This window comes from Salinibacterium sp. VpJ6, from assembly GCF_059767345.1.
The window spans coordinates 290,456-314,843 of record NZ_JBSOQL010000001.1; the positions used below are offsets into that span (position 1 = coordinate 290,456).

Annotated in this window: 24 protein-coding genes; all 24 read right to left on the bottom strand. The window is 61.7% G+C overall.

Features of this window, described 5'->3' with window-relative positions:
* Positions 1–30 precede the first annotated feature (30 nt).
* Positions 31–2,007, bottom strand: a complete 1,977-nt coding sequence (locus ACWTV1_RS01440; RefSeq protein ID WP_498503828.1) for a primosomal protein N' family DNA-binding protein — start codon at positions 2,005–2,007, stop codon at positions 31–33.
* A 2-nt stretch (positions 2,008–2,009) separates the two neighbouring features.
* Positions 2,010–3,206: a methionine adenosyltransferase gene (metK, locus tag ACWTV1_RS01445; protein ID WP_498503829.1), complete on the bottom strand. Its 1,197-nt coding sequence runs from the start codon at positions 3,204–3,206 to the stop codon at positions 2,010–2,012.
* A 29-nt stretch (positions 3,207–3,235) separates the two neighbouring features.
* On the bottom strand, positions 3,236–4,435 hold the full coding sequence (coaBC, locus tag ACWTV1_RS01450; RefSeq protein ID WP_498503830.1) for a bifunctional phosphopantothenoylcysteine decarboxylase/phosphopantothenate--cysteine ligase CoaBC: 1,200 nt from the start codon (positions 4,433–4,435) through the stop codon (positions 3,236–3,238).
* 11 nt (positions 4,436–4,446) lie between these two features.
* A complete protein-coding gene (gene rpoZ / locus ACWTV1_RS01455) occupies positions 4,447–4,707 on the bottom strand; it encodes a DNA-directed RNA polymerase subunit omega (RefSeq protein ID WP_498503831.1) in 261 nt (86 codons plus the stop codon).
* Positions 4,700–5,629: a guanylate kinase gene (gene gmk, locus ACWTV1_RS01460; protein ID WP_498503832.1), complete on the bottom strand. Its 930-nt coding sequence runs from the start codon at positions 5,627–5,629 to the stop codon at positions 4,700–4,702. The genes rpoZ and gmk overlap by 8 nt, the downstream gene beginning before the upstream one ends.
* The gene (pyrF, locus tag ACWTV1_RS01465; protein WP_498503833.1) at positions 5,629–6,471 is read right to left on the bottom strand and encodes an orotidine-5'-phosphate decarboxylase; all 843 of its coding nucleotides are present in this window, start codon (positions 6,469–6,471) and stop codon (positions 5,629–5,631) included. Before pyrF ends, gmk begins: the two co-directional genes overlap by 1 nt.
* The gene (carB, locus tag ACWTV1_RS01470) at positions 6,464–9,778 is read right to left on the bottom strand and encodes a carbamoyl-phosphate synthase large subunit (protein ID WP_498503834.1); all 3,315 of its coding nucleotides are present in this window, start codon (positions 9,776–9,778) and stop codon (positions 6,464–6,466) included. Before carB ends, pyrF begins: the two co-directional genes overlap by 8 nt.
* On the bottom strand, positions 9,778–10,917 hold the full coding sequence (carA, locus tag ACWTV1_RS01475; RefSeq protein ID WP_498503835.1) for a glutamine-hydrolyzing carbamoyl-phosphate synthase small subunit: 1,140 nt from the start codon (positions 10,915–10,917) through the stop codon (positions 9,778–9,780). Before carA ends, carB begins: the two co-directional genes overlap by 1 nt.
* The gene (locus ACWTV1_RS01480) at positions 10,914–11,408 is read right to left on the bottom strand and encodes a PH-like domain-containing protein (RefSeq protein WP_498503836.1); all 495 of its coding nucleotides are present in this window, start codon (positions 11,406–11,408) and stop codon (positions 10,914–10,916) included. Before ACWTV1_RS01480 ends, carA begins: the two co-directional genes overlap by 4 nt.
* The gene (locus ACWTV1_RS01485) at positions 11,401–12,726 is read right to left on the bottom strand and encodes a dihydroorotase (RefSeq protein WP_498503837.1); all 1,326 of its coding nucleotides are present in this window, start codon (positions 12,724–12,726) and stop codon (positions 11,401–11,403) included. Before ACWTV1_RS01485 ends, ACWTV1_RS01480 begins: the two co-directional genes overlap by 8 nt.
* 58 nt (positions 12,727–12,784) lie before the next feature.
* On the bottom strand, positions 12,785–13,732 hold the full coding sequence (locus ACWTV1_RS01490; RefSeq protein WP_498503838.1) for an aspartate carbamoyltransferase catalytic subunit: 948 nt from the start codon (positions 13,730–13,732) through the stop codon (positions 12,785–12,787).
* On the bottom strand, positions 13,729–14,256 hold the full coding sequence (pyrR, locus tag ACWTV1_RS01495) for a bifunctional pyr operon transcriptional regulator/uracil phosphoribosyltransferase PyrR (protein WP_100388931.1): 528 nt from the start codon (positions 14,254–14,256) through the stop codon (positions 13,729–13,731). Before pyrR ends, ACWTV1_RS01490 begins: the two co-directional genes overlap by 4 nt.
* A gap of 100 nt (positions 14,257–14,356) precedes the next feature.
* Positions 14,357–15,232 (bottom strand): ABC transporter permease, encoded by an 876-nt coding sequence (locus tag ACWTV1_RS01500; RefSeq protein WP_498503839.1) that lies wholly within the window; start codon positions 15,230–15,232, stop codon positions 14,357–14,359.
* Positions 15,195–16,235 carry an aliphatic sulfonate ABC transporter substrate-binding protein gene (locus tag ACWTV1_RS01505; RefSeq protein ID WP_498503840.1) on the bottom strand — a complete coding sequence of 347 codons (1,041 nt, stop codon included), beginning with the start codon at positions 16,233–16,235 and terminating at the stop codon, positions 15,195–15,197. Before ACWTV1_RS01505 ends, ACWTV1_RS01500 begins: the two co-directional genes overlap by 38 nt.
* 48 nt (positions 16,236–16,283) lie before the next feature.
* Positions 16,284–17,105 (bottom strand): ABC transporter ATP-binding protein, encoded by an 822-nt coding sequence (locus ACWTV1_RS01510; protein WP_498503841.1) that lies wholly within the window; start codon positions 17,103–17,105, stop codon positions 16,284–16,286.
* A gap of 91 nt (positions 17,106–17,196) precedes the next feature.
* Entirely contained in the window at positions 17,197–17,610 is a 414-nt protein-coding gene (nusB, locus tag ACWTV1_RS01515; RefSeq protein WP_100388927.1) for a transcription antitermination factor NusB, read from the bottom strand.
* Entirely contained in the window at positions 17,611–18,174 is a 564-nt protein-coding gene (gene efp, locus ACWTV1_RS01520) for an elongation factor P (RefSeq protein ID WP_498503842.1), read from the bottom strand. It abuts the gene before it with no gap.
* Between the two features lie 71 nt (positions 18,175–18,245).
* Positions 18,246–18,701 carry a type II 3-dehydroquinate dehydratase gene (locus ACWTV1_RS01525; RefSeq protein WP_498503843.1) on the bottom strand — a complete coding sequence of 152 codons (456 nt, stop codon included), beginning with the start codon at positions 18,699–18,701 and terminating at the stop codon, positions 18,246–18,248.
* A 26-nt stretch (positions 18,702–18,727) separates the two neighbouring features.
* Positions 18,728–19,804 carry a 3-dehydroquinate synthase gene (gene aroB / locus ACWTV1_RS01530; protein WP_100388924.1) on the bottom strand — a complete coding sequence of 359 codons (1,077 nt, stop codon included), beginning with the start codon at positions 19,802–19,804 and terminating at the stop codon, positions 18,728–18,730.
* Positions 19,801–20,310, bottom strand: a complete 510-nt coding sequence (locus ACWTV1_RS01535; RefSeq protein ID WP_100388923.1) for a shikimate kinase — start codon at positions 20,308–20,310, stop codon at positions 19,801–19,803. Before ACWTV1_RS01535 ends, aroB begins: the two co-directional genes overlap by 4 nt.
* A complete protein-coding gene (gene aroC / locus ACWTV1_RS01540) occupies positions 20,300–21,505 on the bottom strand; it encodes a chorismate synthase (RefSeq protein ID WP_498503844.1) in 1,206 nt (401 codons plus the stop codon). The genes ACWTV1_RS01535 and aroC overlap by 11 nt, the downstream gene beginning before the upstream one ends.
* Before the next feature lie 43 nt (positions 21,506–21,548).
* Positions 21,549–22,433 (bottom strand): shikimate dehydrogenase, encoded by an 885-nt coding sequence (locus tag ACWTV1_RS01545; RefSeq protein ID WP_498503845.1) that lies wholly within the window; start codon positions 22,431–22,433, stop codon positions 21,549–21,551.
* Positions 22,427–23,923 carry an endolytic transglycosylase MltG gene (mltG, locus tag ACWTV1_RS01550; RefSeq protein WP_498503846.1) on the bottom strand — a complete coding sequence of 499 codons (1,497 nt, stop codon included), beginning with the start codon at positions 23,921–23,923 and terminating at the stop codon, positions 22,427–22,429. Before mltG ends, ACWTV1_RS01545 begins: the two co-directional genes overlap by 7 nt.
* A gap of 3 nt (positions 23,924–23,926) precedes the next feature.
* On the bottom strand, positions 23,927–24,388 hold the full coding sequence (gene ruvX, locus ACWTV1_RS01555) for a Holliday junction resolvase RuvX (protein ID WP_498503847.1): 462 nt from the start codon (positions 24,386–24,388) through the stop codon (positions 23,927–23,929).

Here is a 24,388-nt window from a genome sequence, read left to right on the forward strand (position 1 = left end):
TGAAATCGCGCAAAGGTGCGCACTGAGCGCTTAGAGATCGACAAAGGGCTCGAGGTCATCGAGGTGAACCCGCAGTCCCGGCGGCGGTTGTTGGGCTCGTGGTGTGCCCGGTTTGCGACTGCGACGTGCCACTGTCGTGGCCGTCACCACGAGCGCTTTGAGTTGCTCAGCGACGGCAGCACCGTCTTTGTAGTCGAAACGAACAATCGTGCGCACCAGTCCGTCGGGGAGATCGACCGGGCCCAAGATATCGAGCGGCGCGACAGGGAGCTGGCGTATCGCGTCATCGATCAGCGCAACCTTTCCGGTGAGCGTTGCGACGCGGACCGCTGGCGGAAAGCGAAGCTCTCGGCGGTCCGCAAGCTCTGTCTGGGCGAAATCCTCTTGGCGCCACGTCACGAGCGAAGTGGCTAGCGCGCCACCGACGCCCACGATCACCGTCGGCGCACCGTCCGCGGCCAGGGCAATCGCGTTCGACCACCAGCGCAGACAGTCTTCCGCCACCCGCAGGCTCTCGCGCGCCAGCATGCCAGCACCATCGAGGAGCAGCACCGCTCGATAGCCGCCTTCGGCTACCGGCTCAGCACCGCGCGTGGCAATGACGAGCGAAGGCTCGTTCGGGACCGTAAGCACTTGATGGTCACCATCAGCAACGATCACGCGATAGCCCGGGAACGCGCGGCCCAACTCGTCGGCGGTGCGAGCACTGCCCGAGCCGACCATGCGCAGTTTCGTGCCGTCACACTCCCGACAGCGCCATTTCACGGCAAGCGCCCCGCACCAGACACAACTGGGAGTCGCGGATGCCGACCGCTGCGCCAGCGGCCCGGCGCAGGTCGTACAGCGAGCCGTTTGCGCGCAGTCGGCGCAGGCGAGCCGAGGCGCATAGCCAGGGCGAGCGACTTGAACGAGAACCGGGCCCTCATCGAGCCCCGCTCGCGCGGCCTTCCACGCCGCCGACGGAATGCGAGCGATCGCGGCCAGCCGGTCTTGACTGACCTGATTGGCCGAGGGAATTACTTTGGGGGTGCGAAGACCGCCGGGGCTGAGCGCCACCAACCAGCCCACCTCGACGAGGCGTTGCACTTCGGTGCTGCGCGAATGGCTGAGAAAAACCAGCGCGCACTGCTGTTGCTCTTGACGAAGCAGCGCGGCATCCCGCGTATGGATATAGGGCGAGAGGTTCTCGCTATAGAGAGAATCTCCGTCATCCCACACCACGATGAGCCCGAGATTGGCTGCCGGAGCGTAGACGGCCGAACGATTACCGATGATGACGTAGGGCGTGCCGTCGTGAGTGCGGAGAAAGTTTCCGTAACGCTTCTGAACACTCTGGCGGGCATCCAACCGCAGCACTCGGTCAGCGGGCAGCAGAGCCGCCGCGGCCGCTTCAAGCTGCTCTTGGTCGCGGAAGTCTGGGGTCGCGAGGACCGCGGTGGTGCCCCGCGCAAGAGCTTGGGCCGCCAGCTCGACCATCGTGACAGCCCAGCGGCCGACCCACACCCCCGGAGCAACCTCGGTCACTCCCGTCGGCGAGGAAAGAGCAGCCCGTTTGCGCTGCGTCAAGAGAGTCGTGATCGCGCCCTCATCGAAGAAAGCAACTGCCGTCGGCTCCCCCGATGGTTCGAAGGTATTCACGGCGGCATCAGGAAGTGTCTTTTCGGCGCGCGCGTGGCGTTTCGGAATACCCAGTCGTAAGACGTCGGCCGCATTGCCAGCGGCGCGGTCGGCGGCGGTGCGCGCGAGTTTCCACACTTCTGGTGAGAGCACGGGGAACGGCGAGATCACCGTCTCGAGTTCGCTCAGCTTGCCTGCGTAATCGACAGTGTCGGTGAGCTCGACGATCCACCCTTCGACGAGTCTGCCGAGTGTTCTGAGCGGCACTTTAACGCGCACGCCCGCCTTCGCGTCAGCACGAAGCTTCTCGGGAATCGCGTAGTCAAAGAGCCTGTCGAGTTGCGGCAGAGGCGAATCAATGAGCACCCGAGCGATGGATGCGTCAGTCATCGCTACAGTCCGGCCGCCTGGCGAAGTGCCTCCACACGGTCGAGACGCTCCCAGGTGAATTCGGGAAGTTCGCGGCCGAAGTGACCGTAGGTCGCAGTCTTGGCGTAGATGGGGCGCAGCAGATCGAGATCCAGGATGATCGCACCGGGACGCAGATCGAACACTTCGTGGATCGCTCCCAACAGTGCCTCATCGGAGACGTGGCCGGTGCCGAAGGTCTCGACATAGAGGCTCACGGGTGCTGCTCGGCCGATTGCATACGCAATTTGCACCTCTACGCGGTCGGCAAGGCCAGCCACAACAGCATTCTTGGCGACCCAGCGCATAGCGTACGTTGCCGAGCGGTCGACTTTCGAGGGGTCTTTTCCGCTGAACGCTCCGCCACCGTGACGGGAAGCGCCACCGTAGGTGTCGACAATGACCTTGCGGCCGGTGACGCCGGCATCGCCCTGAGGCCCACCGATCTCGAAGCGGCCGCTGGGGTTCACGATCGCCTGCAGGTTCGAGAGGTCGAGGCCCGAACTTTCAGCGATCGGGCGAACAACCAACTCTTCGATTTCCTGACGCAGTTGAGCGGTCGAGACGGAAGGCGAATGCTGCGTAGAAAGCACAACGGTCTCGATGCTGCGGGGCACGGAGCCCTCATAACCAACCGTCACTTGAGTCTTGCCGTCGGGGCGCAGGTAATCGACGAGGCCCTCTTTACGGACCTCGGCCAGGCGCTCGGCCATGCGGTGCGCAAACCAGATGGGAGCGGGCATGAGCTGTGCGGTCTCATTCGTGGCGTACCCGAACATGACACCTTGGTCTCCGGCGCCGAGCACATCCAAAGCGTCGTTGGAGTGCTCTTCACGCGCTTCGAGGGCACGGTCGACACCCTGAGCGATGTCGGGAGACTGCGCGCCAATCGAGATCGAAACTCCGCAGGAGCGACCATCAAAACCGACGTCTGAGGAGTTGTAGCCGATCTCAGAGATACGGTCGCGCACGATGGCGGGGATGTCGGCGTAGCCGGTCGTGGTAACCTCGCCGGCGACGTGAACGAGGCCGGTTGTCACGAGAGTCTCGACGGCGACGCGCGCGTTCGGGTCTTCGCCGAGCAGCGCATCCAAGATGCCGTCGCTGATCTGATCACAAATCTTGTCGGGGTGACCCTCGGTAACGGACTCCGAGGTGAAGGTGCGCAGGGGCGAAGTCATAAGCCGTCTCCGGTAGTGATGAATGGATGTCAGCGGGCTGCGAGCACAAGATCCAGAATGCGGTGAGCCACCGACAACTTGCTTCCGCTTGCCTCGCCCACTCTATCGCCGCCACCGTTGATGACGATGACAGTGTTACTGTCTGTGGCGAATCCCTCGGTCCAGCCGACGCGGTTGATCACGAGGTAGTCGCAGCCCTTGCGAGAGATCTTGCCGCGGCCCAGTTCGAGCAGCGCAGCGTCGTCTTGCTCGGTCTCTGCCGCGAAGCCCACGATCGTTTGCTCGCGCGGGCGGTCGTGAGAGAGTCCGCGCAGAATGTCTGGGTTCTCTTCTAACCGCAGCTCGAGCGTGCTCGAATCCCTGCGCTTCTTGATCTTGGATTGCGCCGTTTCGGCCGGGCGGTAGTCCGCGACGGCCGCCGCCATAATCACGAGGTCGGCGGATGCCGCTTCAGCCGTCACCGCCGTCTGCAACTCGAGAGTCGTTCCCACTTGCACGCAGCGCACTCCCGACGGCGGCGGAACCTCAAGGTTCGCCGCAATCAGAGTGACAGCGGCACCGCGGGCAGCCGCAGCCATCGCCAAGGCGACACCCTGCTTGCCACTCGAGCGGTTACCGATGAAGCGCACTGGATCAAGGGGCTCCCGCGTGCCGCCTGCCGTGACCAGCACAGAGCGGCCAGCGAGATCGCGAGTGATGGCCGCCACATCGAGAACCGCAGCAACAATGTCGCTGGGTTCAGACATCCGGCCCGGTCCGCCATCAGAACCAGTCAGCTGGCCCGATTCGGGGCCAATAATGCGGATGCCGCGAGAACGCAGTGTTTCGACATTGGCCACCGTCGCGGCGTTTTGCCACATTTCCGTATGCATCGCCGGAGCGATAAGCACGGGAGCTGTGCTCGCAAGAATGGTGTTGCCCAGAAAATCGTTGGCCTGGCCAGTCGCGATCTTGGCGATCGTATTGGCCGTAGCCGGAGCGACGACGATTACGTCTGCGGCTTGGCCGACGGAGACGTGCCGAACCTCGTCCACTCCCTCGTAGAGGTCGGTGTGAACCGGATTGCGGCTGATTGCTTCAAGAGTGGGTAGCCCCACGAATTTGAGGGCGTTGCTTGTGGCCACGACATGAACGTCGTGGCCAGCAAGCACAAGCTCGCGCACAACAGAGACTGCTTTATAAGCAGCTATTCCGCCAGAAATTCCGACGACAACGTTGAGCGCGGTCACCGAGAAACGCTCTATTCGCCGCTGAGTCGCTTGAGTCCGAGCTTGTTTTCGTTGATCTCGTGGAGAGCAACGGAAAGAGGCTTGTCGTCGATCGTGGAGTCTACGAGAGGCCCCACGTTGTCGAAGAGGCTGCCTTCGTGAAGGTCTGCGTAGTAGTCGTTGATCTGACGAGCGCGCTTCGAAGCGAAGATAACGAGCTGGTACTTGGAGTCAACCTTCGACAGAAGTTCGTCGATGGGGGGATCAATGATGCCCGAGTTCTTGTCAGCCATAAGGGTGCTCCTTGGAGTCGGAAGTGGTCGCGCCAGCGGGCGCATCCATCAATTCTACGACTTCTTGAGCCGCTTGGCTTACTTCTGTGTTTACTACCTTCACATCGAACTCATCTTGAGCCGCCAATTCGACCTTCGCGGTCTCCAAACGGCGAGACTGTTCGGCGGCTTCTTCGGTGCCACGGCCGATGAGGCGACGCACCAATTCTTCCCACGTGGGCGGCAGCAAGAAGACCAACAGCGCCTCGGGCATGACCGTACGAACTGAGCGGGCGCCCTGCAAGTCAATCTCGAGCAACACGCGCTTACCCTCGGCCAAAGCAGCATCGATGGGCGGGCGCGGCGTACCGTAGCGGTACGAGTTATGCACGACGGCCCACTCCAGCAACTCGTTGTTTTCGATCATCGAGTCGAACTCGTCGTCGCTCACAAAGTAGTAGTGAACGCCGTTGACTTCACCCGGGCGGGGCTTGCGAGTGGTCGCAGAAACGCTGAGCAAAACATCCGGATGATTCTCCCGAATGAAGCTCGAAACAGTTCCCTTGCCCACGGCGGTAGGCCCTGCCAGCACGACGAGGCGCGTCGGCTCGGGGCCTTGGCGACTCGATAGGTAGTCGGTCAATCGCTGACGTTGTTTCGGACCAAGCCCGCCAACGCGCTTGCGTTCAGCAATAGCCAGGTCGGCCATGATCGACTCCACGCGAGTAGGGCCAAGCGAAGGGACGCTCATGAGTAGTTCACGAACGAGAAGCCGGGCTTCAGCGCTCTCGGGCTGAGCCCAAGCGGTGCGCGCAACGCTGAGAGCGGTACGTGCGCGTTCGGCGACTTCGCGCTTCACTGCAGCCCGGGCGCGTCGCGCCGCGATCGCCGCGCGCGAGGCAGCCGCACGATCAACCGCCGGAGGTGCGGGACGGGGCGCCACTAGCGCACCTGCTCACGGAGTTGAGAACGCAACGAACGAAGTTCAGCCGGAATCTGACTCGCGCCCTCGTGAAGAACGCTGCGAGATACCGTCACGATCGTGTTCGACACAGCATCGCCGTACAGTTCGCGAGCCTGTTCAACCTGTGCGCCCTGAGCCCCGAAACCGGGAGCCAGAATGGGCAAATCAACGAGCTCACCGCTCTTGATGCCATAATCAGCGACCTCCACGGTCGCGCCGATCACGACGCCGAACGATCCCAAACCGCTCTCGGTATTCAGCGCGGTCACATCACGAACGACACTCGCCGCGACGGTCGCACCCTCGTGTTCACCCTCAGCGATTCGAGCCGTCTGAATACCGCGAGCCGAGGCATTGGACGTCGCCGCAAGCACAAAGATGCCCTTGCCCACCGACCGCGCCAATTCGAAAGGCCCCGACAGCTCGGAAACGCCCTGATACGCCACAGCGGTCATCGCATCAGCTTCCAACGGCGAGCCGGGAGTGAGCCACGCTTGGCCGTAAGCATCGACCGACGACGACAAATCGCCGCGCTTCACATCGGCGATAACGAGCAGCCCGGCGGAGCGTGCCAGAGCGAAAGACTCCTCGAGAATCGCGTAGCCCGCGGAGCCGAAGCGCTCGAAGAACGCCACCTGGGGTTTGATCATTCCTACGTTGCCGGCTGCGGCATCCACAGCGCGCAGCGCAAACTCGCGAACGCCGTGAGCGTCGTTGGACAGACCCCAGGTTTCGAGGAGGAACGGATGGGGGTCAACTCCCATGCACACTCCCCCGAACTCGTCGAAGGTCTGTGCCAGCCGCGAAGCGAAACTAGGCATTGTTGGCTACCTTCTCGAGCTCAGCGGCGCGATCGAGTGCATAGTCCTGCAGCGAGCGGACGTCGAAGCCGTCACGGATCGCCTCAAACGACGCGACTGCTGCAGCGAGTTGCGCGATTGTCGTGAAGATCGGCTTGTCCGCCGCAACCGTAGCGGTGCGAATCTCGTAGCCGTCGGCCCGAGCACTGCGACCGCTCGGCGTGTTGATGACAACGTCCACCTTGCCGTCGTTGATGAGTTCCACGATCGACGGCTCGGCCGAATCCAACTCTTGACCCATGAAGTACTTGCGCACGACTTGAGCCTCGATGCCATTGCGGGCGAGGATCTCTGCGGTGCCTTCGGTAGCCAGAATCGTGAAGCCGAGCTGGCTCAGTCGCAACACTGGCAGGATGACAGCGCGCTTGTCGCGGTCGGCGACAGAAACGAAGACCGATCCCCCATCGGGAAGACCGCCGTACGCAGCCTCCTGGCTCTTAGCGAACGCCTTCGGGAAGTTGGAGTCGATGCCCATGACTTCACCGGTAGAGCGCATCTCCGGGCCGAGAACCGAGTCGACGACGTTGCCCTCAACGGTACGGAACCGCTTGAACGGCAGCACTGCTTCCTTGACCGACACCGGCGAAGTCGACGGCACCTGTGAACCATCGAGCACCGGCAAGAGACCGCTCTCGACGAGAGAACGAATGCTTGAGCCAGCCATCACGAGTGCGGCAGCCTTGGCGAGCGGAATGCCCAGAGCCTTCGACACGAAGGGAACCGTGCGGCTCGCGCGCGGGTTGGCTTCGAGCACGTAGAGGATGCCCTGGCCGATGGCGAACTGAACATTGATGAGACCTCGAACGCCGATGCCTTCAGCAATAGCGAGCGTCGCTTCGCGAACCCGGTTGAGAACGTCGCGACCGAGAGTTACGGAGGGCAGGGTGCACGCCGAGTCGCCGGAGTGAATACCGGCTTCTTCGATGTGCTCCATGATTCCGCCGACGTAGAGTTCGTTGCCGTCGTAGATGGCGTCGATGTCGATTTCGATGGCGTCATCCAAGAAGCGGTCGACCAAGAGCGGCGACGTTTCCGAAATGATGACGAGGTCGCGAACGCGCTCGAAGTAGTCAGCCAGCGCTTCGGAGTCGTACACGATCTCCATACCGCGACCACCGAGAACGTGCGAAGGACGCACGAGCACGGGGTAGCCGATGTTATCCGCAATCGCGATTGCTTCGGACTGGTTGGTTGCCGTGCCGTTCTTCGGAGCGAGCAGCCCCGCGTTGTCGAGAATGGCGGAGAAGAGCCCGCGTTCCTCGGCAAGATCAATAGCTTCGGGACTCGTGCCGAGAATGGGGATGCCGGCATCCTTCAATCCCTGAGCAAGCCCGAGCGCCGTCTGGCCACCTAGCTGCACAATGACACCCATGAGCTCACCGCTGCCGCTCTCGGCGTGAATAATCTCCAGCACGTCCTCGAGCGTGAGCGGTTCGAAGTACAGACGATCGCTCGTGTCGTAGTCGGTAGAAACTGTCTCCGGGTTGCAGTTGATCATGATCGTCTCGTACCCGGCATCCGACAGCGCGAACGAAGCATGGACACATGAGTAGTCGAACTCGATGCCCTGACCGATACGGTTCGGGCCCGACCCGAGAATGACGACCTTCTTCTTGTCGCTGGGAACGACCTCAGTTTCGGAGTCGTAGCTCGAGTAGTGGTACGGCGTCAGAGCCGGGAACTCGCCAGCACACGTGTCAACCGTCTTGAAGACGGGACGCACATCAAGGTTCCAGCGCACATCACGCACCTCAGCCTCGGTCAGTCCGCGCAGATCAGCGATCTGAACGTCACTGAAGCCGTGGTTCTTCGCGTGGGTCAGCAGCGCCGCCGTCAGCTCAGGGGCCGCCGCGACATCAGCCGCAACTTCATTGATGAGCGCAATCTGGTCGATGAACCAGGGGTCGATCTTGGTGGCGTCGAAGACTTCTTCTGAGGTGGCACCGGCACGCATGGCCTGCTGCACCGTGATGATGCGACCATCGGTGGCAACCGACGACAGCGTGAGCAGTTCATCCTTGTTGCCGACTTCGCCGTTCCAGTGGAAGCTCGAATCACGCTTCTCTAGCGAACGGAGTGCCTTCTGCAGGGCTGTCGAGTAGTTACGGCCGATTGCCATAGCCTCACCGACCGACTTCATTGTCGTCGTAAGACGCGTGTCGGCGGCGGGGAACTTCTCGAAAGCGAAGCGAGGAACCTTGACGACGACATAGTCGAGCGTGGGCTCGAAGCTTGCCGGAGTCACCTTGGTAATGTCGTTGGGGATCTCATCGAGGCGGTAGCCGATCGCGAGCTTGGCTGCAATCTTCGCGATCGGGAATCCCGTTGCCTTCGACGCCAACGCACTCGAACGAGACACTCGCGGGTTCATCTCAATGACGATGACGCGACCATTAGCCGGATCGATCGCGAACTGGATGTTGCAGCCACCGGTGTCGACGCCCACCGCGCGGATGATGTCGATACCAATGTTGCGCAGGTTCTGGTACTCACGGTCGGTCAGCGTGAGCGCCGGAGCAACCGTGATCGAGTCGCCCGTGTGCACCCCAACCGGGTCGACGTTCTCAATGGAACACACGACAACCGTGTTGTCTGAGGTGTCGCGCATGAGCTCGAGTTCGTACTCTTTCCAGCCGAGGATGCTCTCTTCGAGCAGAACCTCGGTGGTGGGGCTCTGGTGCAGACCATCGGTGACCATGCGCACGAGCTCTTCGCGCGAGTACGCGAATCCAGAGCCGAGGCCACCCATCGTGAACGAGGGGCGGATCACGAGCGGATACCCGAGATCTTCGGCAAACTCGACCGCTTCGGCAACGGTGTGAGCGATGTGCGACTTGGCGACATCCGCTCCACAGTCCAAAACGAGCTGCTTGAAGATCTGGCGGTCTTCACCCTTGTTGATGGCTTCGAGGTTGGCGCCGATCAGCTCGACGTTGTACTTCTCGAGGATCCCGTGAGCGTCAAGCTCGATGGCCGCGTTGAGCGCGGTCTGGCCGCCAAGAGTCGGCAGCAGTGCATCCGGACGCTCCTTGGCAATGATCGACTCGATAACTTCCCACGTGATCGGCTCGATGTACGTGGCATCAGCGAAATCGGGGTCGGTCATGATCGTGGCCGGGTTCGAGTTCACGAGGATGACACGGATGCCCTCCTCCCGCAGCACGCGGCACGCCTGGGTGCCGGAGTAGTCGAATTCAGCTGCCTGACCGATGACGATCGGGCCGGAGCCGATAACGAGTACCGATGAAATGTCGTCTCTCTTGGGCATTACTTGGCGTCCTTTGCGGTCTCGAGAACAAGGTCGCGGAACCTGTCGAAGAGGTAGTTGGCATCGTGGGGGCCTGAGGCCGCCTCGGGGTGATATTGAACGGAGAACGCGGGGGTGTCGAGGGCACGAAGGCCTTCGACCACGTTGTCGTTGAGGTTGACGTGGCTCACTTCTACGCGACCGAATCCTGCCGGTGACTGGCTGATCTCGCCGACCGGAGCGTCAACCGCGAAGCCGTGGTTGTGCGCCGTGATCTCGGTGCGCAGGGTCTGCACATCGATAACGGGCTGGTTGATGCCGCGGTGGCCAAACGGCAGCTTGTAGGTGCCGTAGCCGAGCGCACGGCCCAAGAGTTGGTTACCGAAGCAGATTCCAAAGAACGGGAGGCCCTTCTTGAGAACCTCGGTCAAAAGTGCGACGTGACCATCGGATGCCGAGGGATCGCCCGGGCCGTTCGAGTAGAAGACGGCAACCGGTTCGATCGCGAGCATTTCGTCGAAGGTGACGGTTTGAGGAAGAACGTGCACCTCAAATCCCCGCTCCGCGAGGTAGTTGAGAGTCGATGTCTTTACACCGAGGTCGAGAACGGCGAGACGGCCAATGCTCTCGCCTTGTGCCTCGACGACGTATGCCTCAGACGTTGACACTTCAGAAGACAAGCTTTGGCCCGCCATCTCGGCCGCGGCGGTGATTGAGGCGAGCTGCTCTTCGGTGCTGAGGCTCGCGGCCTCACCGGAGAAGATTCCGCCACGCATTGAACCGGCATCGCGCAAACGACGGGTGATCGCGCGAGTGTCTACACCGCTGATACCGATGATTCCCTGGTCGGCGAGCTGGGCATCCAGCGACTCTTCCGCACGGAAGTTGGAGACGACACGGCTGGCATCGCGAACGACGAAGCCCGACACCCAAATTCGCGAGGACTCGGGGTCTTCGGAGTTCACACCGGTGTTGCCGATGTGGGGTGCCGTCATGACGACAATCTGTCCGGCGTAGCTGGGATCGGTGATGGTCTCTTGGTAGCCGGTCATGCCGGTCGCAAAGACAACTTCGCCGATCTTTTGGCCGCGGGCACCATAGGCCTGACCGAGATAGCGCGAGCCATCTTCAAGGACGAGCACTGCGGGTTCAAAGGTCACTGGGACTGCCTTTCGTTGCCGACGACACTATCGAGAGCGCGTTCACACGTCTCGGGGTCATCCATTCGGAAATAACTATCGACTGCAGTGTCATCGAGATTCCACTCGATCACCTGCAGCCCGTTGCTTTCGACCACACGGTCGATGGTCCAGGTTGCGCGGGTAATGCCGCGTACATCAGAGCGAGAGAGCCAGAGATCGGGTGAGCCAGCGCGCGAAACTACGATGCCTTCGGGGTGCACTTCGAGAAGGCAGTTCGCCCGGAAACCCAAGCCGTGCACGTTGATGCGATTGAGTTGATCTCCGGCCACAGTGGTCGCAACGTACTTGCCGCTGAAACGGAGGTCGGTGTCGTCGAGATCAGCGGGAGGCGCGAGCGGCGCTGCGATGTGGGACTGTCGTCGCTTACGCGCACGCCAGCCGACGACCATCGCGGTAAGAGCGAGAGCCACGATGATGAGCACGATGACGATCGAGATTTCTTTAGCCACGAGCGGCCTCGCTCTCGGCGGCCCGCGCTTGCTGAGCGACTTCGGCAGCGTCAACGACGTCGCCATCGCGCACGGTTTCGTAGCCGTTATGGATGGTGGTCATGACTCGACCAGGCAGTTCGCGCCCGAGGTAGGGCGAGTTCGTGCTCTTGCCGCGAAGGGATTCCGCGGAGAATGTGGAACGAGCGCTCGGGTCGACCAGCACGATGTTGGCTGGGGCTCCCAGCGCGAACGGAGCGGTGTAGCCGTCGAGGCGACCGATCTCCGCGGGCTTCTGCGAGAGAACGCGTGCGACATCCGCCCAGTCAAGCTGGCCGGTGTCGACAACAGCCTGCTGAACAACGTTGAGCGCGGACTCAAGCCCGACCATACCGAATGCCGCCTCAGCCCACGAGCATTCCTTAGCCTCGGGCGGATGCGGTGCGTGGTCAGTGGCGACGATATCGATCGTGCCGTCGGCGAGGGCTGCACGCAAGGCGTGAACGTCTTCGTCGCGACGCAGCGGAGGGTTCACCTTGAAGCGGGCGTCGTAGCCGCGAACGAGTACCTCGGTGAGCAGCAAGTGGTGAGGCGTGACCTCTGCGGTGACGGCGATTCCACGAGCCTTCGCCCAACGAATCACGTCGACCGAACCGGCGGTGGAAAGGTGGCAGATGTGAAGACGGGCACCCACGTGCTCGGCAAGCAAAACGTCGCGGGCGATAATCGACTCTTCCGCGACCGCGGGCCAGCCGGCGAGCCCCAGCTCGCTAGAGACGGCACCCTCGTTCATCTGGGCATCGACGGTCAGCGTGGGCTCTTGAGCGTGCTGCGCAACGACGCCGTCAAAGGTCTTGACGTACTCGAGCGCCCGACGCATCAGCAAGGCGTTGTGGACACACTTGCCGTCATCTGAGAAGACGCGCACGTTGGCTCGAGAGTTGGCCATTGCGCCGATCTCAGATAGCTTCACACCTTCGAGACCCTCGGTTACCGCCCCGATTGGGCGCACGGTGGCGTATCCGTGGTCGAGGCCGAGCGACTGCACTTGCTCAACAACACCAGCGGTGTCTTGAACAGGCATCGTGTTGGCCATGGCGAACACAGCGGTGAAACCGCCCATTGCCGCAGCGCGCGTTCCCGAGAGAACCGTTTCGCTCTGTTCGAAACCGGGCTCGCGCAAGTGAGTGTGAAGGTCGACGAGCCCCGGAAGCGCCTGCAGACCGGCCGCGTCGATCGTGCGGTCGGCAGAGGTTGCATCAGTGAAGACGCCGCGATCGATCGTGAAATCTCCGCGCTCGCCATTCGGCAGGGTGGCGTTGACGATTCTGATACTCACGAGAGTCCTCTTCTCTGGATTAGTTCACGTTGAGGGGCGGCGGGCAGCATTCCCGCACTCACCGCTCCACAGCTCCGGACAGCAAGTGATACAGCACCGACATACGCACGGAGACGCCATTCGCCACTTGCTCAAGCACTGTTGATTGTGGCGAATCTGCGGCGGCAGCCGAGATTTCGAGGCCGCGGTTCATCGGCCCAGGGTGCATAACCATGCTACTGGCTGGCAGGGCAGACATTCGCTCGTCGTTGAGTCCCCACTGTCGCGAATATTCGCGAGCATTGGGGAAGAATGCTGCGGCCATCCGCTCGGCCTGCACGCGCAGCATCATGATGACGTCGGGCCCCTGCGCGATGGCGTGGTCCAGGTCGTACGAGACCTCAACGGGCCAGCCGCTGAGGTTCACGGGAAGCAAGGTGGCGGGGGCAACGAGAGTCACGTGAGCGCCGAGCGTCGTCAGCAGCCAGACGTTGGATCGCGCGACTCGCGAGTGAACGATGTCACCGACGATGGTGACGGTCACTCCGTCTAGCCCTTTGCCTCGAGCCGCTGTTCCGTGCAGGCGGCGACGAATGGTGAAAGCGTCGAGAAGAGCCTGGGTCGGATGCTCGTGCGTGCCGTCGCCGGCGTTCACGATTCCGGCGTCAATCCAACCGCTGTCTGCCAGCGTCTTCGGTGCTCCGGATGCCCAGTGGCGTACGACTACCGCGTCTGCGCCCATCGCCGCCAAAGTTTGCGCGGTGTCCTTGAGGTTTTCGCCCTTAGAAACGCTCGATCCTTTGGCGGCAAAGTTGATGACGTCGGCGCTCAAGCGCTTGGCCGCAGCCTCGAAGGAAATGCGAGTGCGCGTGGAATCTTCAAAGAAGAGATTGATAACCGTTTTGCCGCGCAGGGTGGGCAGCTTTTTGACTTCGCGCTCCGAGACGCTCGCCATGTCTTCGGCAACGTCGAGAATCGCGATCGCTTCCTCGCGAGACAGTCCCTGAGTGGTGAGGAGATTTCTCATCCGATTGTCACCTCGTCTAGGCCATCGATTTCCTCGAGGCGTACGTTGATACGTTCGTCAGCCGAACTTGGAAGATTCTTACCCACGAAGTCGGCGCGAATCGGAAACTCCCGGTGCCCGCGGTCAACAAGCACGGCGAGGCGCACGGCGCGGGGGCGCCCGAGATCGCCGAGCGCATCCAGCGCAGCGCGAATCGTGCGGCCCGAATACAACACGTCATCGACGAGAACGACGGTCTTGCCGTCAATGCCCCCGCTGGGGATGTCAGTCGGGCCGGTAGCGCGGGTGGGGTTCTGAGCGAGATCGTCGCGGTACATCGTGACGTCGAGAGCCCCTGCCGGGATCACAGCAGAATCAACCGAGTGGATGATCGCCGAGATGCGGGAGGCCAGCGTGACGCCGCGCGTCGGAATACCGAGAATAACGAGATCGTCTGAACCGCGATTGGACTCAAGAATCTCGTGAGAAATACGAGTCAACGCTCGGGTGATATCAGCATGCTGTAGCACTGTGCGTACAGGCATTCTGACCTCCTTCCCCGCCTCTCTGGACGGAATTTAAAGGAAATCTGTTTTGACGACTCTAGCGCACCTCGCCGCTCAGATCACACTTCAGCACGGAGGGTTATGAGCCCCAGCGCTTGAGCAGAAAACGTTCGAGCACGCCGACCGCGGTATCGGTTAGTTTTCCGAGAACACCCAACAGGATGATCGTGAGGAACAGTCGGTCAATGCGTCCGTTTTGCTGCGAATCGACAAGCAAGAAGCCAAGGCCGAGCGAAGCGCCCAACAACTCCCCCGCCACGAGAAACAGCCACGCCTGTGCCAGTGCTAACCGCAGCGACGAGATCACTGCCGGTACAACGGCCGGCAGCTGAACCAGCCCGAGCAGCGCAGGGCCCGAGTAACCGTAGCTTCGACCCAGTTCGACCAGATGGGCATCCACATGGCGAAGTGCCGACGCCACCGTCGTGTACACCGGGAAGAAGGCGCCGATGGCGATCAGCGCAACCTTGGAATCTTCGTTGTAGCCGAGGTAGAGCCCGAGAAGGGGCACCCAAGCCAGAGAGGGCACCGCACGCAGAGCACCCAACGTGGGAGCAAAGAACTCTGAGACTCGAGCCGAAAGCCCCACAACGGATGCCAAGGCGAGACCGACGACTGACCCGATCACGAATCCGAGGAGCACCCGCTGGGTGGAAATCGCGACGTGTTGGTAGAGCACACCACGCTCGTAAAGGTCCACACCGGCTGCCCACACACTGAGCGGTGTCGGCAGACGGTAGCTGGCGACAAGGCCCGAGGTGGCGATGAGTTGCCAGAGAGCGATCAGCGCCAGCGGAAGCACCGCGCCCAGGAGAACCGGGCGAACCCAGCGTCGACGACGCAGTGTACTGGTTTCCACGGGTGCCGGAGAGGCCGCGACGTCAGTGACGACGGGCCGCTCCAACACGCTTAACGGGCTATTCAGCGACACGGCTCGGGTCCGCACTGTCGACATACGTCGTTTCGAACAGCGTCGCGAGAGCATCGTCGATCTGCGATTGCTCGGCAACCGCTCCCGAGTCAACGAAGATCGGACCAATCACGCCGAGGACATCAAGCTGCTTCTGCCCGGGAGCAGGATCGATAGCGAGGTTCGTGCGCTCCAGCAGAACCGAGTTCGCAATGGGGAGATCGATACCGGCGACATCCGCAAAGATGGCCGCAGCGTCATCCGGGTTCTCCGCAGCCCACTGACGCGCCTTCTCATACGCGTCGACGACTACCTGGGCCAGATCGGGAGACTTCTCCAGGAAGCTCTCCGTGGCGTTGAGGAAGCCATAGCTATTGAAGTCGGGGTTGTCGTACACGATGCGCGAACCCGCATTCACGACGGATGCGCTCATGAGCGGATCAAGGCCAGCCCACGCATCCACGGCGCCCGACTCCAATGCCGTCTTACCGTCCGCGTGCTGCAACTGAGTGATCGTGACTTCATCAAGCCCGATGTCGAACTCGGCAAGCGTCTGAAGCAGGAAGAAGTAAGGGTCAGTACCCGCATTCGCGCCGATGTTCTTGCCGCGCAGATCTTCGGCAGACTGAATGGGCGAGTCTGCGGCGACGACGATGGCAGACCAATTGGGCTGCGAGTACACGTCTACGGTTTTGATGGGCGAACCGTTGGCCCTCGCGAGCAACGCGGCAGAACCGGCGGTAGACCCGACATCCAGAGCACCCGCCCGCAAGGCGTCGTTTGCTGCGGCAGAACCGGATGACTGAAGCCATGTCACTTCAACGTCATCGCCGAGCGTTGATTCCAGCCACCCCTCTTCCTTAATGATCAAGCTGAGCGGGTTGTAGGTCGCAAAGTCGACCGCAAGGGTGTCGCTGCTCCAGCCACCCTCGTTATCCGTGGCTTCGGGAGCGAGACCTGAGCCTTCGCCCGCTACGCAACCGGAGAGTCCGAGGGTGAGCGCTATAGCGCCCGCGGTCAGAAGTGATGAAAGAGAACGGCGAGACATAATTTCCTTTAGGGGGTGTGGGGAGAACGGTGAAGACGGGCGAGGGAGCTAACTGCTACTCGTCACCGGGAGGTGGTGGGTGGCAACGCCGAGTCCCTCAAGCAGCTCAGCTCGCAACTCGGCAAGGTCTGCGCTGCCCCGGTCACGGGGGCGATGCCCCGGGACCGTCACGGTCGCGCGCACGCTAGAGACAGCATCCGCGGAATCGGCGGGGCTCGAACCCAAGAGAATGACGCGGTCGGCGAGGTAGAGCGCCTCGTCGACATCGTGCGTGACGATCACAATGGTCGCGGGCTCTGCGGCGTGGAGTTCCAGAAGCAGATCTTGCATCGCAAGCCGGGTCAGCGCATCCAAGGCCCCGAACGGCTCATCAAGCAGAAGCACCCCTGGCTGGCGCGCCAGAGCGCGCGCGAGGGAGACACGCTGAGCCATGCCGCCCGAGATCTCTCGAGGCCGCAAGTGCGCAGACTCCGAGAGCTTCACCAACTCGAGAAGATGCGAAACGCGCTCGCGGTCACTCGCTGCACGACGGGTACGTGGCAACCCGACCTCAACATTGCGAGTGAGCGAACGCCATGGAAGCAACCGAGGCTCCTGAAACGCGATCGCTGACCGCGCATCCAAGCCCGTGACAGGAGCGTCGCCGATGGTGATCGAACCCGCGGTTGGGGTATCCAAGCCCCCGATGTGCCGCAATAGGGTCGACTTGCCGCAGCCAGAGGGACCAATGAGCGCGACGATCTCGCCTTGAGCAATCTCAAGCGAGACATCGTTGAGCACCCGGCGCTCGCCGAAACTTCGAGCGAGGCCGCAGATGCTGACCGAGAGGGCATCAGAAGCGATGCTGTCGCGGAGGGAAGAAGAACTCATCCCTGAACGCTAGGACCCGGGTCACACGATGGCTACCGAGGCCGTAACGTAGCGTCACGCAATCGCGTAACGCTACGTCACATAAGAATGGCTATTCGAAGCTGGCCGCGATGCGACCAAGCAATCCATTGATAAAGCCCGCTGAATCTTCTGTCGAATGAACCTTGGCCGATTCGACAGCTTCGGAAATGGCGACTCCCGCAGGAACCTCATCGTTGAACATGATCTCCCAGAGGCCGATGCGCAGCAGCGCACGGTCGACTGCCGGCATCCGGTTCAACGGCCAGCCCTGCGAGTACGTTTCGATGAGTTCATCGATTTCTTCGCCGTGCTCGGTGATGCCCACGACAATGTCCTGCGCGTAAGCCCAGGCGGTGGCCCGAGCGGGTTCACCCATTGCACGCGTCGATTCGGCGGCAAGAGCAGCATTGATGCTCTCGCCGCGAACGTCTGCGCCGTACATAACGTCAAGCGCGCGCTTACGCGCCTTGGTGCGAGCTCCCATTTAGTCGTTCACGCGACCGAGGTAGCCGCCATCGCGGGTGTCGACCTTGACCTTGGTGCCCTGTTCAACGAACAGCGGTACCTGAATCTGGTAGCCAGTCTCCACGGTTGCCGACTTGCTGCCACCGGTCGAACGGTCGCCTTGCAGGCCAGGCTCGGTGTACGTGATCTCCAGAACAACGGATGCCGGAAGCTCTACGTAGAGCGGCTCCATGTTGTGCAGGGCGATCGTGACGTTCTGGTTCTCCAGCATGAAGTTGGCGGCATCGCCCACGGCGGCTTCGCTCAACGTGATTTGGTCGTAGTCACTCGTGTTCATGAACACGAAGTTTTCGCCGTCCTTGTAGAGGTACTGAAAGTCGGACCGGTCGACGGTCTCAGTCTCAATCTTCGCGCCAGCGTTGAAGGTGCGGTCTACGATCTTGCCCGTACGCACGTTCTTCACCTTGGTCCGGACGAAAGCTCCGCCCTTACCCGGCTTGACGTGCTGGAACTCGATAACGGACCACAGTCCACCGTCCATGTTGAGAACGACGCCGTTCTTGATGTCAGCGGTAGAGGCCATTCGTAAATCCGTTTCTGTTAACGAGCAAAAGCGCGATTGAGACACCGAAGTGAAAAAACCAACGTTCGAGTCTAACTGAGTCGTCGTGCAACCGCGTCGAGGCCCAGAATATAGGACTCAAAACCGAAGCCCGCGATAACGCCTGTCGCCACACCCGAGATCACGCTCGTGTGGCGGAACTCTTCTCTCGTGTGCGGGTTCGTGATGTGAACTTCGATCAGGGGCAATCCGGCGCTGGAGACCTGAGCTGCGGCATCCCGGAGCGCGTAGGAATAGTGCGTGAAAGCAGCCGGGTTCATGATGACCGACGCGCCAGCATCCACCGCTTCGTGCAGCCACGAAATCAGTTCGGTTTCGCTGTCCGTCTGGCGAAAATCGAGAGTGATGGATGCCGCGTTGGGCAGTGTCTGGGCGTGGGATTCAAGCTGAGCCTGAAGATCGACGAGCGTTCCACCGCCGTACACGTCGGGTTCTCTGCTGCCGAGCCGACCGAGGTTGGGCCCGTTGAGCACGAATACTGTAGTCACCGCTCCACTCTAGCGAGGCAGGCCCGCTAGACCCCGACTTCTTGGTACGCGGAGTACAACATTGCTTCGTCAGGGCCGTTGAGCATCGAGGTGCGCCCCACAGCATCGAGGACCACGAAGCGGATCATTCCAGCACGGGCCTTCTTGTCGCGCTGCATGGTGGCGAGAAGCGTGTTCCAGCGGCCGAGCGGGTAGTCGATGGGAAGACTCAGAGATTGCAGGATGCTGCGATGGCGGTCAACGACCTCCGAGCTCAGCGAGCCAGCGAGGTGCGCGAGTTCTGCGGCAAAGACCATTCCCACCGATACCGCAGCACCGTGGCGCCAGCGGTAACGCTCGGCATGTTCGATGGCGTGGCCCAGCGTGTGGCCGTAGTTGAGCGTCTCGCGCAAACCGGTCTCGGTGAAGTCTTCTCCAACAACGCGAGCCTTGAGACCGATCGAGAGCTCTACGACGCGACGGAAGGAATCCGAGTGAGGATCGGTGACGGCATCCACATCAGCCTCGATCAGATCGAGGATCTCGGGCTCACCGATGAAACCGCACTTAACGATCTCGGCGAACCCCGCCAAGATCTCGTTGCGTGGGAGATCTTCGAGCACATCGAGATCGGCGACGACTGCGCTTGGCGCATAGAACGCACCCACGAGGTTCTTGCCCTCAGCGGTGTTGATTCCTGTCTTGCCACCGACGGCGGCGTCAACCATACCTGCGACGCTCGTCGGGCACTGAATGAGCTTCACGCCCCGCAGCCAGGTCGCGGCTACGAAACCGGCCAGATCGGTCGCTGCTCCGCCTCCGAAACCGATGACGGCATCCGTGCGAGTGAAGTCGGTTTGGCCCATGATCTGCCAGCAAAACGCGGCTACTTCGACGCGCTTGGCGTCTTCGGCGTCCGGAATCTCGGCCAGAAGAACTTCGTATTTCTCCGAGAGCGACTCACGCAGTGCATTCGCACGTGCACCGAGCGTCGGCGGGTGAATGATGAGCACCTTCGCTACTCGCGGGCCGAGCTGTTCCGAAAGCTGCGGCAACAGGCCACGACCGATGAGAACGTCGTAGGGATTCACGCCGGCGACCGGGATGATCGTGGTTTCAGTCATTGCTGTTGGGTTCCCAACCAGTCGGCGATTTCGCGCGCGACTTTCTCCATTGGCTTCAGTGAGGTGTCGATCGTGAGCGACGAAAGCTCGTCGTAAATCGGGCGTCGCGCTTCGACAAGCTTTTCCCATTCGTCCGCGTTCTTCGCGAGGGGACGCTTCGTGCCGGCGATGCGCAGTCGAGCGGCTGCCTTGGACATCGTTAGTTGAACGACGCGATGCGATGCAAGGTCGGCGCGGGTCTCAAGATTGAGCACCGCTCCCCCACCCAGCGTGACGACAGCGGGTTCAAGCAAGGCATTCGCAACCGCTTCGCGTTCCCGTTCACGGAAATACTCTTCCCCGAACTCAGCGAAAAGCTCCGGGATCGGGCCGTGCGAGGCTACGACGACCTTGTCTGTGTCGATGAGCGGAGCATCCAAGATCTTGGCAAGCTTTTTGCCGGCCTTGGTTTTACCTGATCCGGGTGCGCCAATGATCACCACGAGGGCGCCACCGTCATTCAGCACGGGACGCCTGAGTGGTGCTGAGCGAGTCCGGGATGGCCGCGACGTACGCGTCAAGATTACGTTTGGTCTCGCCGAGAGAGTCGCCACCGAACTTCTCAAGAACTGAGTTGGCGAGCGTCAGGGCGACCATGGCTTCAGCCACAACACCGGATGCGGGAACCGCACACACGTCGGAGCGCTGGTGGTGAGCAACCGCTGCTTCTCCAGTCGCAACGTCGACGGTGCGAAGAGCGCGCGGAACCGTAGAGATTGGCTTCATCGCCGCACGAACCCGCAGAACGGTACCGGTGGTCATGCCACCTTCGATACCGCCAGCACGGTCGCTTAGTCGAGAGATACCGTCATCGTCGCGAACGAGTTCGTCGTGCGCCACGGAACCGCGGCGTGCGGCGGTCTCAAAGCCGTCACCGACCTCGACACCCTTGATCGCTTGAATTCCCATGAGGGCCGCCGAAAGCTGAGCATCGAGACGACGATCCCAGTGGGTGTAAGACCCCAACCCGGGAGGAAGACCGTAGACGAGCACCTCAACGACGCCGCCGAGAGTGTCGCCATCTTCGTGAGCAAGATCGACTTCTGCGACCATGCGCTTGGAAGTTTCAGGGTCGAAACACCGCAGTGGATCAGCATCCAGCGTAGCCACGTCGTCGGGCGCTGGCAGGGCACTACTTTCGGGCGAACGCACGGTGCCGATGGAGAGCGTGTGGCTCACCAGACGGATACCGAGCCCCTCGAGGAACGCGCGGGCGACAGCACCGAGCGCGACGCGCGCAGCGGTCTCGCGCGCACTAGCGCGTTCAAGGACATTGCGAGACTCGGCAAAGTCATATTTCTGCATGCCGACGAGATCCGCATGACCGGGACGGGGCCGCGTCAACGCGGCACCACGTCCCTTCGGCAGCGTCTCCGGATCAACCGGGACAGGGCTCATGACGTCGACCCAGCGCGGCCATTCGGTATTGCCGATGCGCAGAGCGACGGGGCTACCCATCGTGAGTCCGAAGCGAATACCGCCGCTGAGAGTGAGCTCGTCCTGCTCGAACTTCATGCGGGCACCGCGGCCGTAGCCGAGCGTGCGACGCACCAAATCCGCCTGAATTTGTTCAGGAGAGATGGGAACGCCCGCAGGCATCCCCTCAAGAATTGCAACCAATTCGGGGCCGTGCGATTCCCCGGCCGTTAACCATCGAAGCATTCTTCAATCCTCCCACATCGGCGGAGGCGGCTTGTGCGCGTGACTACGAGTGATCGTGGCCGTGAGGAACTTCGATTGCGGCGCGCATGGCATCGATAGCATCCGCTTCTCGATCCAGCGGAACATCGGCTGTGCCCGCCGCAAAGATACGCACCTGGGCGATCGCCTGATTGATCAGCAAATCGTGGCCAGAGATCACGGTACCGCCAACGTCGAACCAGCTTTGCGCGACCGCGCTCGGCCACGGGTCGTAGGCCACATCGAATAACGCCGCGGTCGTGCGGATGCTCTCCGAAAAACTCAGATCCATCGCACCGCCGGGAACAGTTGTGATGATGATCGTAGGAGCTTCGGCTTCTTTCGCCGCTTCTGCCCAGTGCCGCAGCACCACCGTCGCCCCAAGAGATTCACCCAGCTCCTGCAGGGGCGCGGCCTTCTGCGGCGTGCGCGCAAAAATTGTTACGGTCGTCGCGCCCATCCGAGTCGCGGCGACGAGAAGTGAGGCAGCGGTAGCCCCTGCGCCGAGAATCCACACGCTATCGAGGTCAGAGAGACCAGCGTCGAGAAAGCTGCGCATCGCGCCTTCAACATCCGTGTTGTAGCCCCGAAGGCCTTCATCGGTCACGACAACTGTATTGGCGCCGCCGACGAGCTCGACCAGCGGATCTGCCCAATCGAGCAAGGGCACAACGTCCCTTTTGAGAGGCATCGTGAGAGAAAGACCACGCCAGCGACCGTCGAGCGCGGCCATGAAAGCGGGCAACGACTCCCCCGACAGCTCGACGGCATCGTATTCCCAGTCAAATCCAAGCGTCGAATACGCGGCACGGTGGATGACTGGGCTCAGCGAATGAGTGATGGGCGATCCCAACACAGCAAGCCGCGAACGCGCGGATGAAGTCTGGGCCTGTTCAGAACTGTCTAGCAATAGCTTCCATTTTCGTCACTCTCGGCACACCAGTCGCGCAAACGTTGAGCTGCAGCCTCGTGGTCGTCAACATTCGTTGTAAACACGGTTTCGCCCGTGGCGAGGTTGATCGGCACGAAGAACAGCCAATCTCCCGCGGCGGGGTTGATAGCGGCATCGATCGCAAGTTCGCCCGGGAGGCCAATCGGTCCGACGGGAAGTCCAGGGTTCGCGTACGTGTTGTAGGGGTTGCTAGCGTCGGCGCGTTCGGCATCGGTCGTCCATACCGTGTGCAGATTGCCTGTTCCGTAGGCGACGGTCGCATCCGACTGCAAGAGCATGTCCTGATCGAGACGGTTGTAGAACACCCGCGAAATCTTGTAGAAGTCGTCGGTGTTCGGGCCCGCCTCACGTTGCACGAGCGCCGCCATCGTAAGGATGCGATAGCGATCCTCTACCGCCACCCCGGCGGCATCCAACTTCTCGTACATCGTGTTGACCATCAGGTCGAGTACGGCATACGGGTCTTGACCGCCGTCAAGTTCGTAGGTTGCCGGGAAGAGATAACCTTCGAGGCTGATCGCTTCGGTTGGCAAGCCGAAGTGCTCGAGATCTTCGGAAGCAGCTTGCACCTCAGCCAACGGAATCCCCGTCGTCTCAGAGATGATCTCAAGCGCGTTCGGCAGAGTGGTGCCCTCGGTAATCAGCAACCGGTCTGTCACCTTGTTCTCTGGATCAAGCAACGCGTCGAGTGCTGATTGTGCGCTCATCTCCTTCTGCAACGCGTAGTTGCCAGGGAAGAACGCGGGATCACTCTCCTGCTCAAGCAAGAGGTCGTAGAAGGCGTCAAACGTCATGGTGACGCCCGCAACGTTGAGAGTGCGGGCGATATCAGAGCCGATGTCGCCGGAGTTCACCGTAACGATGACCTCTTCTCCATTGCCCGAGCCCTCGAAGTCGTTGGCGAGTTCCCAGCCCATAATTTCGCGGATCTTGTCTTCGTAGTTGACCCAGCCGTACGCCACAACTCCAGCGCCGATTAGCGCAATGATGAGCAGGGGCAAGCCGATGATCAGGCCGAGTCGAGGCTTTTCTCGCGGAGGATCCTGACGACCGCCGTCGCCAACGGACGCCGGCTGCGCAGAAGCGTGATCGCCGCCGCCGGCAGAAGCCGTGCCCGCCGTCAGTTCTTCGAAAGTGACGAGCGCTTCAGCTTCCCGCGCGGCTTGAGTCACCGCCGGCAACTGTGACGTCTGGTTCTGCTGGGCCTCGCGAGCTTCTTGAGCAGCGCGGGCTTCGCGCCGCGTCATCGGCTGGCCGTTGCTGGAAGTTGCCGGGGTCACGCCCGCATTCGTCGCAGAGTCCGGAGTCGCCGACTCTGGATTCGCAGCGGCTGCGGACTCTTCAGGTGAACGCTCAGTGCCATGGGCAGCAGCATCGCGAGCCGATTTCGGCGCACCCGCACCGGGTTGATCGCTGAAGATGTCGTCCCAGCTCGGTTCATCGGCCATGATTTACGATCCTTGCGTCGGTTCTACGAGCTCTCCCGGCGGTCGATCCGCCGAACGCTCGAAGTCGAGGGCATGTTGCAAAATTATAACGGCGGCAACCTGATCGACGACCGACCGTGAGTTCTTTGTCGTGCGACCGGATGCGCGCAGCGCTGTCTGTGCCGACATCGTGGTCATCCGCTCATCTACCAAGCGCACGGGCAACTCAGAGCGATCCGCCAACTGTTGCGCAAACGCCCGTGCATCCCCCGTGGATGCGGTGTCGCGCCCCGAGAGCGCGATGGGAAGGCCCACCACGATCTCCACAGCGTCGTGCTCCACCGCAAACTTGAGCACACGCTTCACGCTCGCCTTGGCACGCTGCACTGTTTCTACCGGGGTCGCCAGCATCCCATGAGGGTCGCTTCGAGCAACTCCCACTCGCACCTTGCCGACGTCAACGCCGATCCGGGTACCGGAACGCAT